This window comes from Xenorhabdus sp. KK7.4, from assembly GCF_963876465.1.
GTDB lineage: Bacteria > Pseudomonadota > Gammaproteobacteria > Enterobacterales > Enterobacteriaceae > Xenorhabdus > Xenorhabdus stockiae.
Genome location: NZ_CAWNQF010000035.1, coordinates 90,153 through 105,674 on the forward strand (window position 1 = coordinate 90,153; position 15,522 = coordinate 105,674).

Annotated in this window: 24 protein-coding genes and 1 tRNA gene; 20 read left to right on the forward strand and 5 right to left on the reverse strand. The window is 44.5% G+C overall.

Features of this window, described 5'->3' with window-relative positions; all coding sequences use genetic code 11:
* Positions 1-19 precede the first annotated feature (19 nt).
* On the reverse strand, positions 20-1,174 hold the full coding sequence (locus tag AACS90_RS04740) for a DUF927 domain-containing protein (protein WP_099121905.1): 1,155 nt from the start codon (positions 1,172-1,174) through the stop codon (positions 20-22).
* Positions 1,175-1,736: 562 nt separating this feature from the next.
* Here AACS90_RS04740 and AACS90_RS04745 point away from each other — a divergent pair.
* The 20 genes from AACS90_RS04745 to AACS90_RS04840 all read left to right on the forward strand — a co-directional run bounded on the left by AACS90_RS04745 (position 1,737) and on the right by AACS90_RS04840 (position 12,244).
* A complete protein-coding gene (locus tag AACS90_RS04745) occupies positions 1,737-1,976 on the forward strand; it encodes a hypothetical protein (RefSeq protein ID WP_099121906.1) in 240 nt (79 codons plus the stop codon).
* A 175-nt stretch (positions 1,977-2,151) separates the two neighbouring features.
* Positions 2,152-2,460 (forward strand): phage holin family protein, encoded by a 309-nt coding sequence (locus AACS90_RS04750; RefSeq protein ID WP_099111981.1) that lies wholly within the window; start codon positions 2,152-2,154, stop codon positions 2,458-2,460.
* Positions 2,457-2,684 carry a hypothetical protein gene (locus AACS90_RS04755; protein ID WP_099121907.1) on the forward strand — a complete coding sequence of 76 codons (228 nt, stop codon included), beginning with the start codon at positions 2,457-2,459 and terminating at the stop codon, positions 2,682-2,684. Before AACS90_RS04750 ends, AACS90_RS04755 begins: the two co-directional genes overlap by 4 nt.
* A complete protein-coding gene (locus AACS90_RS04760) occupies positions 2,684-3,118 on the forward strand; it encodes a lysozyme (RefSeq protein ID WP_099121908.1) in 435 nt (144 codons plus the stop codon). Before AACS90_RS04755 ends, AACS90_RS04760 begins: the two co-directional genes overlap by 1 nt.
* Positions 3,115-3,576 (forward strand): lysis protein, encoded by a 462-nt coding sequence (locus AACS90_RS04765; RefSeq protein WP_099121909.1) that lies wholly within the window; start codon positions 3,115-3,117, stop codon positions 3,574-3,576. Before AACS90_RS04760 ends, AACS90_RS04765 begins: the two co-directional genes overlap by 4 nt.
* Complete coding sequence (locus AACS90_RS04770) at positions 3,573-3,740, forward strand: hypothetical protein (RefSeq protein ID WP_193757184.1); 168 nt, start codon at positions 3,573-3,575, stop codon at positions 3,738-3,740. The genes AACS90_RS04765 and AACS90_RS04770 overlap by 4 nt, the downstream gene beginning before the upstream one ends.
* 158 nt (positions 3,741-3,898) lie before the next feature.
* Positions 3,899-4,129: a hypothetical protein gene (locus tag AACS90_RS04775; RefSeq protein ID WP_099121910.1), complete on the forward strand. Its 231-nt coding sequence runs from the start codon at positions 3,899-3,901 to the stop codon at positions 4,127-4,129.
* A gap of 476 nt (positions 4,130-4,605) precedes the next feature.
* Positions 4,606-4,923 carry a hypothetical protein gene (locus AACS90_RS04780; RefSeq protein ID WP_099121911.1) on the forward strand — a complete coding sequence of 106 codons (318 nt, stop codon included), beginning with the start codon at positions 4,606-4,608 and terminating at the stop codon, positions 4,921-4,923.
* Positions 4,920-5,132, forward strand: coding sequence for a hypothetical protein (locus AACS90_RS04785; RefSeq protein WP_099121912.1), 213 nt, complete (start codon positions 4,920-4,922; stop codon positions 5,130-5,132). Before AACS90_RS04780 ends, AACS90_RS04785 begins: the two co-directional genes overlap by 4 nt.
* A 330-nt stretch (positions 5,133-5,462) precedes the next feature.
* A complete protein-coding gene (locus AACS90_RS04790; protein WP_099121913.1) occupies positions 5,463-6,125 on the forward strand; it encodes a terminase small subunit in 663 nt (220 codons plus the stop codon).
* Positions 6,079-6,447, forward strand: a complete 369-nt coding sequence (locus AACS90_RS04795; RefSeq protein WP_099121914.1) for a hypothetical protein — start codon at positions 6,079-6,081, stop codon at positions 6,445-6,447. The genes AACS90_RS04790 and AACS90_RS04795 overlap by 47 nt, the downstream gene beginning before the upstream one ends.
* Positions 6,448-6,539: 92 nt before the next feature.
* Positions 6,540-6,800, forward strand: a complete 261-nt coding sequence (locus AACS90_RS04800) for a hypothetical protein (protein ID WP_099121915.1) — start codon at positions 6,540-6,542, stop codon at positions 6,798-6,800.
* Positions 6,801-6,866: 66 nt separating this feature from the next.
* Positions 6,867-7,817 carry a phage protein gene (locus tag AACS90_RS04805; RefSeq protein WP_099121916.1) on the forward strand — a complete coding sequence of 317 codons (951 nt, stop codon included), beginning with the start codon at positions 6,867-6,869 and terminating at the stop codon, positions 7,815-7,817.
* Positions 7,814-8,569, forward strand: a complete 756-nt coding sequence (locus tag AACS90_RS04810) for a Gp138 family membrane-puncturing spike protein (protein ID WP_099121917.1) — start codon at positions 7,814-7,816, stop codon at positions 8,567-8,569. The genes AACS90_RS04805 and AACS90_RS04810 overlap by 4 nt, the downstream gene beginning before the upstream one ends.
* On the forward strand, positions 8,569-8,916 hold the full coding sequence (locus AACS90_RS04815; protein WP_099121918.1) for a hypothetical protein: 348 nt from the start codon (positions 8,569-8,571) through the stop codon (positions 8,914-8,916). The genes AACS90_RS04810 and AACS90_RS04815 overlap by 1 nt, the downstream gene beginning before the upstream one ends.
* Positions 8,917-8,919: 3 nt before the next feature.
* Positions 8,920-10,107: a baseplate J/gp47 family protein gene (locus AACS90_RS04820; RefSeq protein ID WP_099121919.1), complete on the forward strand. Its 1,188-nt coding sequence runs from the start codon at positions 8,920-8,922 to the stop codon at positions 10,105-10,107.
* Complete coding sequence (locus tag AACS90_RS04825; protein ID WP_099121920.1) at positions 10,104-10,754, forward strand: DUF2612 domain-containing protein; 651 nt, start codon at positions 10,104-10,106, stop codon at positions 10,752-10,754. Before AACS90_RS04820 ends, AACS90_RS04825 begins: the two co-directional genes overlap by 4 nt.
* 7 nt (positions 10,755-10,761) lie before the next feature.
* Entirely contained in the window at positions 10,762-11,499 is a 738-nt protein-coding gene (locus tag AACS90_RS04830) for a phage tail protein (RefSeq protein ID WP_241538228.1), read from the forward strand.
* A complete protein-coding gene (locus tag AACS90_RS04835) occupies positions 11,475-11,906 on the forward strand; it encodes a hypothetical protein (protein ID WP_153043659.1) in 432 nt (143 codons plus the stop codon). The genes AACS90_RS04830 and AACS90_RS04835 overlap by 25 nt, the downstream gene beginning before the upstream one ends.
* Complete coding sequence (locus tag AACS90_RS04840; RefSeq protein ID WP_099121923.1) at positions 11,906-12,244, forward strand: tail fiber assembly protein; 339 nt, start codon at positions 11,906-11,908, stop codon at positions 12,242-12,244. Before AACS90_RS04835 ends, AACS90_RS04840 begins: the two co-directional genes overlap by 1 nt.
* A gap of 64 nt (positions 12,245-12,308) precedes the next feature.
* Here the strand turns inward: AACS90_RS04840 and AACS90_RS04845 are convergent, their stop codons facing one another.
* The 4 genes from AACS90_RS04845 to AACS90_RS04860 form a co-directional block, all read right to left on the reverse strand.
* Entirely contained in the window at positions 12,309-13,493 is a 1,185-nt protein-coding gene (locus AACS90_RS04845; RefSeq protein WP_099121924.1) for a tyrosine-type recombinase/integrase, read from the reverse strand.
* 162 nt (positions 13,494-13,655) lie between these two features.
* A tRNA-Arg gene (locus tag AACS90_RS04850) sits at positions 13,656-13,730 on the reverse strand.
* Positions 13,731-14,084: 354 nt separating this feature from the next.
* Positions 14,085-14,633 (reverse strand): DUF7823 domain-containing protein, encoded by a 549-nt coding sequence (locus AACS90_RS04855; protein WP_099121925.1) that lies wholly within the window; start codon positions 14,631-14,633, stop codon positions 14,085-14,087.
* A gap of 88 nt (positions 14,634-14,721) precedes the next feature.
* Complete coding sequence (locus tag AACS90_RS04860) at positions 14,722-15,276, reverse strand: AidA/PixA family protein (RefSeq protein WP_099121926.1); 555 nt, start codon at positions 15,274-15,276, stop codon at positions 14,722-14,724.
* Positions 15,277-15,522: the final 246 nt, after the last annotated feature.

The window sequence follows — 15,522 nt, forward strand, 5'->3', positions numbered from 1 at the left end:
GATTGCTCCGGCTCTCTTATCACTCAAATAGCTTACCTGCGTCTATCCTGTAAAATCGGCGCTGGTCTTTATAACCAAGCGGATCACGTTTCTTAGGGTTATAAACGGTACGAGGTTTACCGTTCTTACCTACCTCCTCTGTTACGCCAACAAGTGCCCCTTTTTTGTGTAAGGCGGCAATTGTTATATCAAAATTACAGCCATCCAAAGCACGTTCTTTCAATGCTTCTGATGTAATCCAATAAATGCGCGATGGGGGATTATCATCCTCAAGTATCGATTCATTACTAACATCAGAGCTATCTACAGCTTCACCGGTAGATAAAGCAATATAACCGTCAAATATCGGCATATTCCCCCAATAATTGGGAACCGAACGGAAGCGGTGTTCACCGTAAGTACTGAGGTACACCTTCAGCCGCTCAATACCGTTTACTGCTTCCAGATCACCAGTCGTGCCCCTACTATCTACATAGGCTTTGAAGCACTCACCAATACAGCGTAGAGCTTCCCCGGTATCCCAACCTGTAATACCCCATTCAGTCGCCAGCTCACCCGCAGCAGCACAGAGCGCGAATCGCTCTAATACCCGGTCTAACTGTGCTCCTGCATCCTCTGGTCTATAAACTTCCTTGAACTGAATAATTAACGCTCGCAAGCGATCAACCAGCTCCGAACGGGAAGAAGTAGTAAGCTTTTCAAGCCATGTGATACCAGCACATCCATAATATTTCGTTGTTAAGGCATTCAGAGAATCGGCAAATTCTTTAGCTGTGCCTAGTCCGTGGAGGGTATCAAAAACGCCATCCTCATCGCTTACTATCGCCGGGATATCCACAAAGCGAGCTTGCTGGCCTGCGGCAACGCTTTCACCCGAAGCCTTAAGATAACTTTCGAAAGCATCTTCGCTTGATGCCAGCACCAGAGTTCGCCATTGTAGCGTTTCACGCAAAGTAACATCTTTTGTGCCTCGTGCTTTTCCCTGCCCAAGAGCCAGCATATATGCAACCTGACCCACCAGCTTAGGGTTAACGCTTTTCAGTTCATCCAGGATTAACGGTAAGTCATTATGCGCTGTGGCCAATACCTCGATCTCGACTAAGGTAGTATTGCAACTATGGGAATAACTATTACGTGTATGGGCACAGGATAGAAACCATTGCGCAGTATTTATCGCGAATCGTCAAAGATGAGTTAACTATACCTCAATCAAGAGATAGGGTTCGCTGGTGCATTAGAATAATTGAGGCAAAGATGCATAAGGCGATCAACCACGAACTAGATAACGGAAGGGAAATAGATGTTAATTCGATATAAGAAAAAATAATGTGAAATACTTGTAAAAAAATTATTTTTTAGTATATTCATGTTATCCTCCGCAGGTTTTTGTGCTTGGAGGTATTAATATGAATTCCATAGCCTCGCACTCGCGGGGCTTTTTCATATCTACCAGTAGTCAACTTAGAGTTTACAGCTCAACTACCGAAGATTTTCAGGTAGTTCGAAATCCTGCGCGTTCGGGATGTTCAGAGGAATATCCTTGTCACCTCCTTGAGAGGCATTAAGACCTGTTTAAGGTGCGTCCACTCAGGCTACCGTCTGGATGACGGTATTGTTGAAAGCCCATACTCCCCGTTCTCAGACAATAGTTACCATCTGACTAATGGCTGGTATGGTATTCATTCAAGGCTGCTTAATGCAGCCTTTTTACTATCTACGTAATAGGGAAACCAAATATGTACGCACTAAAACTAATCACAGAAAGAAATAGCCGTAAGGTTGAAGAGTCATGGATTTTGGGCGATATGTACCGTTTAGAATTTAACCCAAAAGAAGTTCCTGAGCATGTCATCGCTCGTATTGAGCATGGTCAGAACGGTAATTTGATTAATTTCGATATTAAAAACACAGACCAAGCCTACATAACCACGTTAACAGGTGACACTATTCGTGTGATATGTCGTGGTCGAGTGTGATCAATACAGGGCGTCTATTGTCGGACGCTCGATATTGATTACTCCAAATTTGCCACCACAATCACCCCCATAACCTCAGTATCTCCTATTGCGGCTGGCAACCTATTCACAACAACTCACAGGGGCGACCACAGACTCACCCCACGGACGCCCATTGTTCTGATGGGGTGGAAATATGCGTATGCCAAATAAAGACCCAAGCAGCTTTGAGCTGTCTCAGTGGCTGATACTTTTGTTGCTTTCTGCATGGGGCGGGATAGTCCGCTACATCATTGATATAAAAACCAGCAACGCCCGCTGGAGTTGGCTTGGGGCATTTGCCCAAGTCATTGTTTCAGGATTTACCGGACTGATAGGCGGATTTATCAGTTTGGAAGCTGGGTTGAGCTTATACATGACATTCGCCAGCGCAGGCATGTGCGGGGCAATGGGCAGTATCGCCCTCACGTATTTCTGGAACCGACTGACAGGTGCTCACAGATGATTAAGGAAATATACGGTGTAAAGATATTTCCGCTGGTTGTAATGTTTTATCAGGTTCGTCGTTGGTGGGCGCTGCGGAAGTTGAGAAACCATTGGCACCATGACCAAAAGTTTGCGAAGTGCTACCAGCAACATAAATGGGCGCGCAGGGTTTTCAATATTGAATGGAATTACCTTTTTATCAAACATTCAGCGAGAGCCAAACAACAGCGGGGTGAGATCTGATGAAAATCAGTGAGAACGGATTGAGCTTCATCAAACAATATGAAGGCCTGAAACTGAAAGCTTATCCCGATCCGGCAACGGGTGGTATTCCGTGGACGATTGGCTACGGTCACACAAAAGACGTCAAGCCGGGGCAAGTTATCACCGAACATCAAGCCGAAGCATTCCTGCATGATGATCTTAAGCCTATTTACCTCACCCTTGAATCCGCCGTGCAGGTATCACTGACTCAGGGACAGTTCGATGCCCTGTGCTCGTTCATCTTCAATTGTGGTGCAGGTAACTTCGCTCGTTCTACCTTACTGAAGAAACTCAATGCAGGTGACTATCAAGGTGCAGCCGATGAGTTCCAGAGATGGAATAAGGCAGCAGGTAAGGTGATGAACGGTTTGACTAAGCGCAGGGCATCTGAGCGCCAGATGTTTTTGTCATGAGACTCAATTTTACCTATGGCGTTATTGTTGCTTTGATTATTGCTTCCGGTGCTGCTTACCTCTATCGCTCTGGATATAAGAAACAGCTTGGTATCAATAGCGACCAGCTAACCGAAATCCAGCAACTGACCGACCGAATTAACTACCAGAACACCCACATTGACATGCTGCATGAACTAGACAACAAACACACTCAGGAGCTCGCCAATGCCAAGACTGAAATCGATACTCTTCGGGCTGATGTTGCCGCTGGTCGTCGCAAGTTGCGCATCCAAGCCACCTGTCCTGTGTCTGAAGCCACTTCCTCCGGCAGCGTGGGCCATGCAACCACCGTCGAACTCCCTAGAGAAACTGGACAAGCTGTTCTCGATATCCGAGAAGACATCATCAACGACCGGGCAAAACTGAGATATTTGCAGGATTACATTAAAACTGAATGTTATAAGGTGACGAAATGAACAATGCACCAAACGATATTGAAATTGCAGGATTCAAATTAGGTTACTGTGATGATGGGAGTGCTTTTCTTCAGAAAGATGGTAATGGTGTATCGGTTAGAATTGACCATTTAGCTGAAGCTTTCACTAAATTATATGATGAAGCGAACAGCCAATCACTCTAGCCTCAGAGCAAATGATCTTGGGATTGCAGGATTATGTTAGGACGCAGTGTGGGTGAGGCTCTTTGTGCAAGTCTTGAGACAATTGTAACGACTGTATTAAAACCGCAGCAAAATTAAAATGGCCCTTCCAATAAATAACATGTTAGTAGGGAATGACCATGAAGTTTGAAATTAAAAATATAACGCCAGTTAAAGATTATATTGATGGCAATTATCAGAACGGGCTGATTGTGGAGCTTATTATGTCTGCGACTGAAGGCCATGATGATTATCGCTTTGTAACTGAGATTTTCCTGTCAGATAGTGAATCTCTATCTGTTAGTGCAGTTAAGGATAGAGCCATTGAGTTAGCGAAAGAAAAACTCAAAAAAGCATCCAACGAAATCTAATAGTAATTCATCGCAATAATACCCCAAGCCATCACATCCCGTGGTGGCTTTTTTATATCTGAATTTCACCGCGCACTCACAGCGCACATTAATAAAAACGCAGAACCTTACAGAAAGTCGAGCCTGAGAAAACCGTTATTAATAGGGTTTTTCTGCGTGCGGTTTTTCTGTGTGAGCAGGTTCGGCTTTCTATAAGGAACTAAACCCGATGAGTACAGCATTAACTTTCAAAGAACATGAAATCGTTCCATTTGACAATAAGGACGGGAAGATTTGGTTTACAGGTGAGCAGTTAGCCAAATTACTTGGCTATCCGATATGAAGCAAGTGAACAAGATTTACCAGCGCCACAAAGATGAGTTTACCGATACGATGACTACCGTGGTCAAAGTGACGGCCTCGCACAAATCAATGACTTATGGTGAATTATCCTCAGGTGTCAGGCTTTTTTTTTCAGAGGTGCTCATCTGATTGGAATGTTATCAAGAACCAAAGTTGCCAAAGAATTGCGAAAATGGTTATTAGATCTGATTGAGAAAGAATCAAACATTGATATCGGTGCACTTGATGTTACTGCAATGGTTCAGCTTACTGGTCAAAAGATGCATGACTTAATAGCTGCTTTTGATAAAGCTTCTTTCCAGCATCGAGGCCAAAAGGGTAGTGGTTTGATGGCTCAGCGCAAAAGAGATATTAAACGCATTAAGGATGCCACGAAATTAGCATTACAGCTTACTCAACTTACATTACCGGGACTTGATGACTTCCCTGATGAAGAGGGCGAGCCTGCATGAACCACGAACAACTCATCGAAAAGAACGCACAGGCCGAGTTAATCAAGCTCGGCTTTTCTTCATCTATTGCAGGGATGGCAAGTGACCGGGCAAAAGAACACTATCGCCGTTCGGCCTCAGCTAGCAGGAAAGGTAAGTTGTTTGATGATTGCCTGAGTATCGCCAAAGCATGGGCAAGTAAGTATTCGGCAGAGAAACCTAAGAAGTAAAAATACAAAATTCTGCAAAGCATCCTCAAACGGGTGCTTGATAGAGGTTTGTGTCAGTTTTGGGCGGGTGTGGTCTCGCTCAAACAGCGGCAGATATAAATAGAGACAGTTTTTTATTCTGAATCAACCAAAGAGAGGTAAATATGCCTGAGCACCAGATACCACCGGGACTACGTCCGATCAGGCCAATGCCTGATATCGCTCCTAAAGAAGAAGAAGGCTAAGATGTTGCTGGATATCGTCAAGCTCAAGCGATACTACGGACTCAATAACGAAGAATTAGAGCAGGTCATGAAGATGGCTTGTGAATTATCGAAATAAGGAAAGAAAATGGCACAAAAGAAACCAAAGCTCACCGACGAGCAGCAAGTTCTCTTTGATGCCCTAACAAAACAACAACAGCAATTCGTGTTAGGCATCTTAAAAGGACTGAATCAGATAGATGCCTACAAACAGGCGGGATACAAGGCGAAAAATGAAAATACAGCCAGCGTTTCGGCTAGTCAGATCTTCGGTAATCTTAAGGTTAAAGCATTTCTTAACTCAATGAACCAACAAGCCGTTTCTGAGGCGGTTATGAGCCGTCAGGAGGCGTTAGAGCGTCTTTCTACTATGGGTCGTGTTTCCCTTCATGATATCGCTGAATTCCGTAACAGTCAGATAGGTGAAGACGACGAGGGTAAGCCTGTATTCCAAGCGACATGGCAATTTAAAGACAGTGCACTTCAAAGTCCTGCGGCAATGAGCGCTATCTCAGAATTAACCACCGGTAAAGATGGTATCAAGTTAAAGCTCCATGACCCGAAAGCAGCAATTAAACAACTGGCTGATCTGATGGGCTGGGACGCACCGAAGAAAACGGAAATCACGGGCAAAGGCGGTGGGCCAATTCAGTATGCTGATTTAACCGAAGATGAGCTGGAAGAACTCTTGCGGGAGCTGGGACATGGTCGTAACCGATCGCAATTATCCGAGAAACTTACAGACTCTTGAGGCGTATAAACAATTCGCTGTTCAAAAGGCGCGCAATAATCTGCTTGGTTTCACCTTATACACTAACCCGCAGTATGAAACAGGCTGGTTCAATGAGCTACTCTTTGCTGAGCTAGACCAGTTCCTCGTTGAAGCTGAAAACGGGCTAATGCCTCGACTGATGATAGCCGCTATCTATCGTGATATCCCGAAAGAAGGTGCAATGATAGAAGAAATGATGAGGAAAATTCTTGAGAGAGCAACAGCCCACGTAGAAATCAACACAGCTCGTCGTGATAACTGGATTGTTCTGAGTAAGCTAAGAAGCTCAAATTGCCATTAACACTAAACCACGGATGGCTTTATTTGGTGATTGTATAACCAGTGAGTGTTAATATTATGACAACGCGTCGGTGAATAGTAGACGGAGGTAACATGGAATCACGCGTCATAAAACTTGAATCAGACGTTGAAAGCATCAAGGCTACCGTCAATGATATGAAGTCTGACCTAAAAGCCGTTACAGGTAGCGTTAACACCTTGATGACTAAGGTTGCGGTAATTGAATCTAATTACGCCACTAAAGCAGATGTAACAAACTCTGCAAACAAAATAATTTTATGGGTTGTCGGTGCTGTAGTCTTCTCTCAATTGCTGCCAGCAATACCAAGAATTATTGAGGCATTTGTAAAATAGCCTTCATTTAATGAATTTCACAATCAACCCGCCCAGTGCGGTTTTTTTCTTTTATACGGAGTCACTATGTCAAAACAATGGCTTCGCGAATGCAAGCTGATTGTGGCAGATGAGAACGGCGACGGGCTTGACCTCTCTGAGCTGAAAATCAAGTTCAATATTACCCGTCCTTCTTTTGCTTATCCTGCCACGGGCATTTTCAAAATTTATAACCTGAATGACGAGACACGGAGCAAAATCCGCAAGAATGAGTTCAAATTTATTCAGTTCTCAGCCGGATACAAAGGTAACTCAGGCCAGATATTTGCCGGACAAATCCAGTACACCTACACCGGACGTGACAGCCCTACGGATAATTACGTGGTGATACAGGCCGGAGACGGCGACCAAGCGTATAACAATGCCAAGATTAATATCACTATCGCATCAGGCTACACACAGCAGGATATCGACCGGTTACTAATGCGAAACCTTGAGCAGTACAAAATAACTTACGGTTTACGTCCTGAGCTTCAGTTAAACGTAGCTCCACGGGGCAAGGTTCTCTTCGGGATGCAACGCGATGAAATGAATATCTTCGCCAAACAAAACAATGCCGAATGGCGTTATGAGGACGGTCAGTGCCACATTATCCCCAGGAACGTTTATCTCACCGAGGCCGTGGTGCTGAACTATAACACCGGATTAATCGGGATGCCGGAGCAGACCATAGGCGCGGGTATCAACGTAAAGTGTTTGATTAATCCGAAAATCAGACCGGGTACACTCATTCGGATAGATAATAAATCCATCAATGAAGTGGGTTTATCAACGGGCGCTATTGCCCGACGAGAAAGCTACGAAGGGTCGTTAGAAATCCCTGCTGCAACTGATGCCGATGGTGATTATATCGTGATAAACGTCAGCTACTTCGGCGATACCCGCGAGAAGCCGTTTTACATGGATTTGATTTGCGTCGCCAAATCCAACCAGACTCTATTTTCTCAGGCAGCACTCGCAACGGATACCCGATCATGATCACTAACTTTGAACGCATGAACCACCCTGAAACGCCGTTCTTGCTGATGCAGGAGTCGGTCAGCTCAGGACTGTATGTTTCCATCCCCTGCATTGTTCAGTCATTCAATCCTGATGCCGTGACTGTGACAGCACAGCCTGCAATACGCTGGAAAATGACAGACGAAACAGGCAAAACAGAATCCGTCGCTTTACCCTTGCTGGTGGATGTGCCGGTAATATTTCCTCGCGGCGGTGGGGTGACGCTGACATTTCCGGTTAAGCCGGGTGATGAATGTCTGGTGGTGTTTGCTGACCGTTGCATTGATTACTGGTGGCAGAACGGCGGCGTTCAGGAACCCGTAGACCCGCGCCAGCATCACCTGTCTGATGGTTTTGCGTTTGTAGGGCCACAGTCTCAGGCGCGGAAAATCAGCAATATCAGTACTCAATCCGCCCAATTGCGTACGGATGATGGCGCGGCGTTTATTGAGCTGAGCCCGGCTAACCATAACATCACAGTCAAAACCCCCGGTAAGCTGACCGCGACTGCGAACAAAGGCACAGAGATCACTTCACCGACCATTGTGTTAAATGGCAATGTGGTTATTAACGGCAACCTGTCGCAAGGTATGGGCGCGAATGGCGGTGAAGCGACATTGAACGGGCCAGTGAAGGTGAAAAACGATGTCACCGCAGACGGTATCAGTCTGATGACACACAAGCACAATGGCGTCAGAACCGGAGACGGTACAACAGGAGGGCCGCAATAATGCGCTATCGACGACAGGACGCTAACGGCGATTACAGTTTCGGGCAGGGGGATAATACGTTTCTGATTGATTCCCCTGAAACAGTGGCTCAGGCGGTAAAAACCCGACTCGACCTATGGCGCGGGGATTGGTTTTTGGATGTGGAGGAGGGGACGCCCTATCGGGAAGCGGTGCTGGAGAAGAACTACACCAGTGCGCTTGCGCTTGAAGAGCGCATTCTTGATACGGAAGGGGTGACAGGGATATTAGCCCTTGATGCCATCCGCGACCCGAACACCCGAAAAATCACCATTACAGCCACCATCAACACCCGCTACGGCAAAACGACCCTCACCAGCGAACGGTAACTTATGCTTAATTTAGATACGTTAGGGCTTGCGGCTACTATTACCGCGAGCGGCATCACTGCGCCTGATTACCCGACGATACTGTCACGGCTTACAGGGTATTTCCACCAGATTTACGGTGAGGATGCGTACCTTGACCCGGACAGCCAAGACGGGCAGATGGTGGCGATTTATGCGTTGGCTATCCATGATGCCAATAATGCCCTGATTGCCACCTATAACTCATTCAGCCCGTCAACAGCGACAGGTTCAGCCCTGTCAAACAACGTTGCTATCAACGGCATGACCCGGCACAGAACGACCAAATCCACCTGTGATGTGGAGATTATCGGTCAGGTCGGTACGGTCATCAAAAATGGTACGGTGCGTGATGTGCAGGGCTATTCATGGCGGTTGCCGGATGCCGTCACTATCGGTACGCATGGTTCTGTTATTGTCACGGCGACCTGTCAGACATCAGGCGGGATCACGGCGGCTATAGGCGATATTAATGACATTGGTACACCAACACGCGGTTGGCAAAAAGTGACCAACCATTCTATCGCCACACCGGGTAGAGCCATTGAGACAGACGGTGAACTGCGGATACGCCAGCGTAGCTCAGTCGCTTTACCGTCTCGTACTGTATTGGATGGCATATTGGGTGCTATCAGTTTGATCCCCGGTGTTTCACGCTTACGGGGCTTTGAGAACGATACCGGGCAAACGGATGAATACGGTATTCCCGGACACTCCATAGCCATGATTGTTGATGGCGGGGATGCCAGTACGATTGCCCGTACCATTGCGTTAAAGAAAACACCCGGTGGCGGCACGTTTGGTGACACGGTGATTAAAGTCGCTGACCGTTACCAGATCACCCATCCGATACGTTTCTCTCGCCCGGTGGATGTGTCCGTATTTATTGAAATCCATCTAACGCCTTTTGATGGTTATACCACGTTAGTCGGCGACCGGATAAAAGCAGGCGTGACTGATTACATTAACTCCGTGCATATCGGGGACAGTGTGTATCTGACCAAGTTGTTTACACCTGCGAACCTGCCTGACGATGATGAGGGCAAGACCTACGATATCACGGATATCAAAATCGGGCGCACGGCAGATACGGTAGTGATGGGTAATCTGAAAACCCAGTACAACGAGGCGGTAACCTGTCAGCCGGATAATATCAAACTGGTGGTGACATGAGAGATTACTTAGCACTGATCACCCCGCAGCACCGGACAGCACCTAAATTCGTTACCCACATCGACCTCATCACCCGTTCACTCTCTGACATTGCTCAACAGACCTTACAGCTTAATGATGCCTTTTCACTGGATAAGGCTGTTGGCGTACAACTGGATGCAGTCGGCGAATGGATAGGCTTATCCCGCTATGTGAAAACACCCATTGTCGGCGTGTATTTCTCACTGGATATGGACGGTATCGGCTTTGACCAAGGGAGCTGGAGGCGGCGATACGACAGTGACAGCGGTTTTACGGAACTGGACGACGAGACTTATCGCACATTGCTGCGGGTAAAAATTGAGGCCAATCACTGGGACGGCTCCGGCGAGATGCTGGAACGGATTTATCAACGCATCATGCCAGACAGTAAAACCACGCTGTTTTTCGTGGATAACCAAAACATGACCATGGATGTGTTTATGACCGGCGGCGTGATACCGGAGGTAATCAAAGCGGTTATTAGGCAAGGTTATCTGAACATCAAACCGGAGGCTGTGAGGGTTAACAATTATATCAATTCAGCCGATTGCGGTCTGTTTGGTTTTGACATTCAACATGACGTGGTTGCCGGATTTGATGTCGGTGGCTGGGCAGTAAAACTGTGAGGGGATTATGGCAAAAAATGAATTTCTCCCGTTCGGCATTGCGGACGGGGCAAACGTATTAACCAACGAAGAGTACGGCAAGCTGATTGCTCGGACTAATGGCTTTAGTTCTGGTGTAGCAAAGTCGCAGGAGTTAAATAAAGTCTGGCGGCAGGCAAGTGTGATAGCAACGGTGGTCGCACAGTTTATCGCAGAAACCAACAATCAGGATGTGCTGGACGATGGGAATTTAGCTACTCTGCAAAAAGGGTTATTGAGTGCGCTGAGGGCAACGGTTAGTTCCAATATCCCTAACGCATCACTTACAACTGCGGGCATCACCAAACTGAGTAATGCGACGGATAGCAATGCGGAGAATATCGCGGCAACGTCTAAAGCCGTACGTCAAATTACCGATACCCTGAACACCAAACAAGACAAAGGCGATTACGCCACTAATTCGGCGTTGAATCAGGTCAACGACAATGCCAACAGTCGCCTTGAAAAAGCGAAGAACGGTGCGGATGTTGAGGATAAAGTGGCGTTTGTGAACAATCTTGGTTTAGCAAAAACGGTAGAGTTGGCGAAAAATGCGGCCTCGTCGGAATATTTTTCCGGTGACAGCAAGGAAACCTTAGTTTTGAACAAAACCGCGTTTTTCGTCATTAACAGTGACCGTTCCGCTGGGGTACGGGATCGCATAGATAGCCATTATCTCTGGGCATTTAATCCCGAGGGAGTGTGTCATACGGACAGGTGCCTGTAGACCGCATCACGGGACTATCACAAAGCACCGGCAATAACAGCGCGGCGATTATGTCACAACGTGCGGTGGGCGAGGCAATCGAAACCGTTCGCGAGTCAGTCGTAGCCAATGCCAGTATTGGTATCAACCAACAATTGTTAAACCTCACCATGGGGCGGAAGCTGGGCGTGACCTATAGAAATGAGACCACCCGGCCTATTTTTGTGATGGTCAGCGTGTCAATGACAGGTGATGCCAGTAACCAACTTCGTGTCAATAATAGCATTGTGTCGATGATGGGAAGCCAGTTTAATGCAGGGGCTTTCAAAACATTCACCCACCATGCCATTATTCCCGCTGGCTCCAGTTACCAACTGGCATCGGATGGCGGTCAAAATGACATTTTTTTATGGCTGGAGCTACGCTAATGCACTACTACAAATCAGAGAAGAATGAAATCTACGCCTATGAATTTGAGGGGTCGCAAGAACCCGGGTTGATACCGATTACTGAAGCGGAAGCGGATATCATTCTCAATCCTCCCCCCACGGCTGAACAGTTACAACATCGCGCGGAGCGTGAAAAGCAGTCACTAATGGATACGGCAACAATTGCCCTCACCCCCCTACAGGATGCCGTTGACCTCGACATGGCGACGAAAGAAGAAAAAGCCGCCCTGCTTAAATGGAAAAAATACCGCGTCCTGCTCAACCGGGTGGATTGTTCTACCGCCCCCGATATCGTCTGGCCTGAACAGCCGGAGTGAGGGGAATAATCACTACCGCCCTGCTCCATATTGAAGTTGGGCGGTGTGTTATTTTTGTAATACATCATATATTGGAGTGCGCGATTCCTGATATTTCATCAATATAATCAGCGAACCATTGCATTATTTTTCGCCGCTTATCTAAATATTGAGCGTGGTTGTATATACCGCGAATACTATTGCGATCAGCGTGCGCTAATTGCCGTTCAATTATATCGTGGCTAAATCCATGCTCATTAAGAATGGTGCTAAATTGGTGTCGGAATCCGTGACCGCTAGCAATTCCATCATAACCAATTTGTCTAATCACTTGCAAAACGGCGTTTTCACAGATTGGCTTTTTCTTGTCATTCCTGCCTGCAAATACAAAGTTAGAGATACTCGAAGTCATAGGATGAAGAATTTTTAGTAATGCAACAACCTGATTTGACATTGGAACTACATGTAATTTTCGGTTCTTCATTATTTCAGGTTCTATGGTAATTAGTTTGTTGTCAAAATCGACATTACTCCATTTCATACTGCGCAGTTCATTTGTGCGCAATGCTGTATATTGTAAAACCTGAGCAGCAGATCTTGAAATAACGCTGCCGGAATATGATGATAATGCCAGATTAAATGCGGGAATTTGGTCTGCGGTTAGAAATGGGAAATGTTTCTTCTTGTATCCAGTCATTGCACCCGCTAAATCTGGAGCGGGGTTATATTTAGCTCTTCCAGTCACTATCGCATATTTAAACACTTCGCCACATCTACGTCTCGCCTTGCTTGCTCTTTCCATAGCACCACGTTCTTCAAACTGACGGATCACCTTAAGCAGAACCATTGGTTCTATTTCGTCCATTGTCATATGGCCGATGATAGGTAGAATATCGGTCTGAAACATGCTTTGTAGCTCTTTCGTATATCTTTCAGACCAGACAGCTTGTTTGAATTGATACCACTCATTATAGATAACAGCAAAAGTATCAGGGGATTGATTATCTTTCTGTTTTGGTGTCGCTGATTCAAGGTCTCCACCATTAGCAAGGACGGACTTGGCTTCAGCGTGTTTTAATCGAGCGGTAACCAGTGGAACTTCTGGATACGCGCCAATCACATAAGTTTGTTCTTTCCCATTTTTACGATACCTAAAACGCCAAATCTTATTTCCTGTTTTCGATACAAAAAGAAATAAACCTCCTCCATCAGCAAGGCGATAAGCTTTGTCTTTAGGTTTAGCTGACTCAATCTGCTTTATCGTTAACATGTGGGCATCCTAAGTGGGTATATGACAGATGCCCACAAATATGCCCACACTTCACTGGTGTAGTCAAGTTATACAGGGTAACGGTAGGTAACGATAAAACCACTTTAAATTAGTTTTTTTAAGTATTTAGGTTATGTTGGGTAATGCGAGGTAACTTGACTCTGGCGCCCCCTGCAGGAATCGAACCTACAACTAGCCCTTAGGAGGGGCTCGTTATATCCATTTAACTAAGAGGGCATTTTACTGCTTGTTTCAGGCCGTTTCTGAAACGCCCGTATCTTAGCTCTTTCTGCCTGTTTTAATCAAGTTTTTTGCATTTGTTTGTTTCATCCTACCCTCTTTAGTTTTCTGTTATAGTCAACTCATCACTTACTATTTTGTACAGATTGAGTACATAATCGCACTTCATTTTGTGAACAATTTATAACCATAACCTTGAGTGTTATTCTCGGCTGATGTTGGTGACATTATAAAAATAATCAATATTGTCATTTTTATATTCGAACATAAATCAATTTAAAAATAAAAATTCAAGTGATCAATAAAGACTGACCACTTGTTATAAAAATATATCTTGTTACTCTGAATCACTTAATTATCACACCATCTGAAACAAAAACGTTTAGTTTCTCCAGTTTCCTTCAATACATCGCCTAATCTTTTTGCGTCATGAATAGATTGAGCAATATAGTCGTATGTAATGTTGTAATCATGTACAACTGAAATTCCGACTATAATTTTTGAATATTTTCCAAGGTGGTAAGTTACACCATCAACTGTTACATAAAGAAATTTATCATAGAATAAATCCAACATACTTCTAAAGCTTTGCTGTTTTTTATAAGAATGCGCATTGAATAAAAGAAAACCACCAGATAATCCTGCAAATAACCTTTCTGACCAATAGAAAAATCCTATTTTGTCTGCATCAATAGGTGTGTTGTTTTCAATAACAGATAATTTACCAAAAGACGGCCTATCCTGGCTTGATTGTGCTTCTCTATTATATCCCCAATGCATGTTTTCTAATTCTATTTCTGGATCGGAAAAATTAAACTCCTCAGCACCGAGCGTAATATCAAGCTCCAATTTATATTCTTTCTCTGATGTGTCAATTTTTGATTTATCATTATTGAACATAATCTTCTCTCTTATTATTTATCTGGGACAAATAAGGCCGTGCATTGCACGGCCCAGAAAATTTATTCAGTTTCTCTACCTGAAATATTTATCTTTTATCCAGTATAAGAGCTGGCTCTGCAGCAACATAACCCTGCAAAATACCTTCTTTATAAATTCCTACAACGCACTCATAATACATTGTACGCATAGTGCCATTTGCAGGCATCATATTAATTTTGCTCATCCAGTAGTAACTTCTTATTGCCTGCATATCCACATCTAATGGATTTCTTACATCAACAACCGGAATATATTCTATATCCTGTACAACCTTGTGAGGCTCTATCATTGTCATCATGTCATCCGGCATGACATTCATCATTGAATCCAGTTTTATCAGTGCAACTGAATAGTCTAAATTCATATTTAATGTTATTACTTTTACGCGCAGCATATCACCAGCATCGCATTTAATGACTAAATTACCTGAACTATTAACTGACGCAAGTCTGTCATCCTCAGGGATATAAGTGATATATTTTTTAAAAACACCCTCAGACCAAAGTGAAACAGGATTATTAATATCTTTACTAAGCTTGCCAAAATCATTCATAATATCTTCGGTTCTGATACCAACTAATATATCAATCATTTTAGACATTATAGTGCCCTCATTTATTTATGGTATTAGCATATTTTATTACACAAAAAATATAACACTCTGACTGAGTTTATTTTACAAGCCACTGACGGAATACATAATAGCAAAACAATATAAAGTCAAAACCTCAAAAAACACTTATGCATGAGATGTTTTTATCATAATAAAAAGGTTAAACTGTATTTCATATAAAATATTTTTCAAAATTAAAAATTAAAATAAGCGATTCAAAACTATATCACCCTT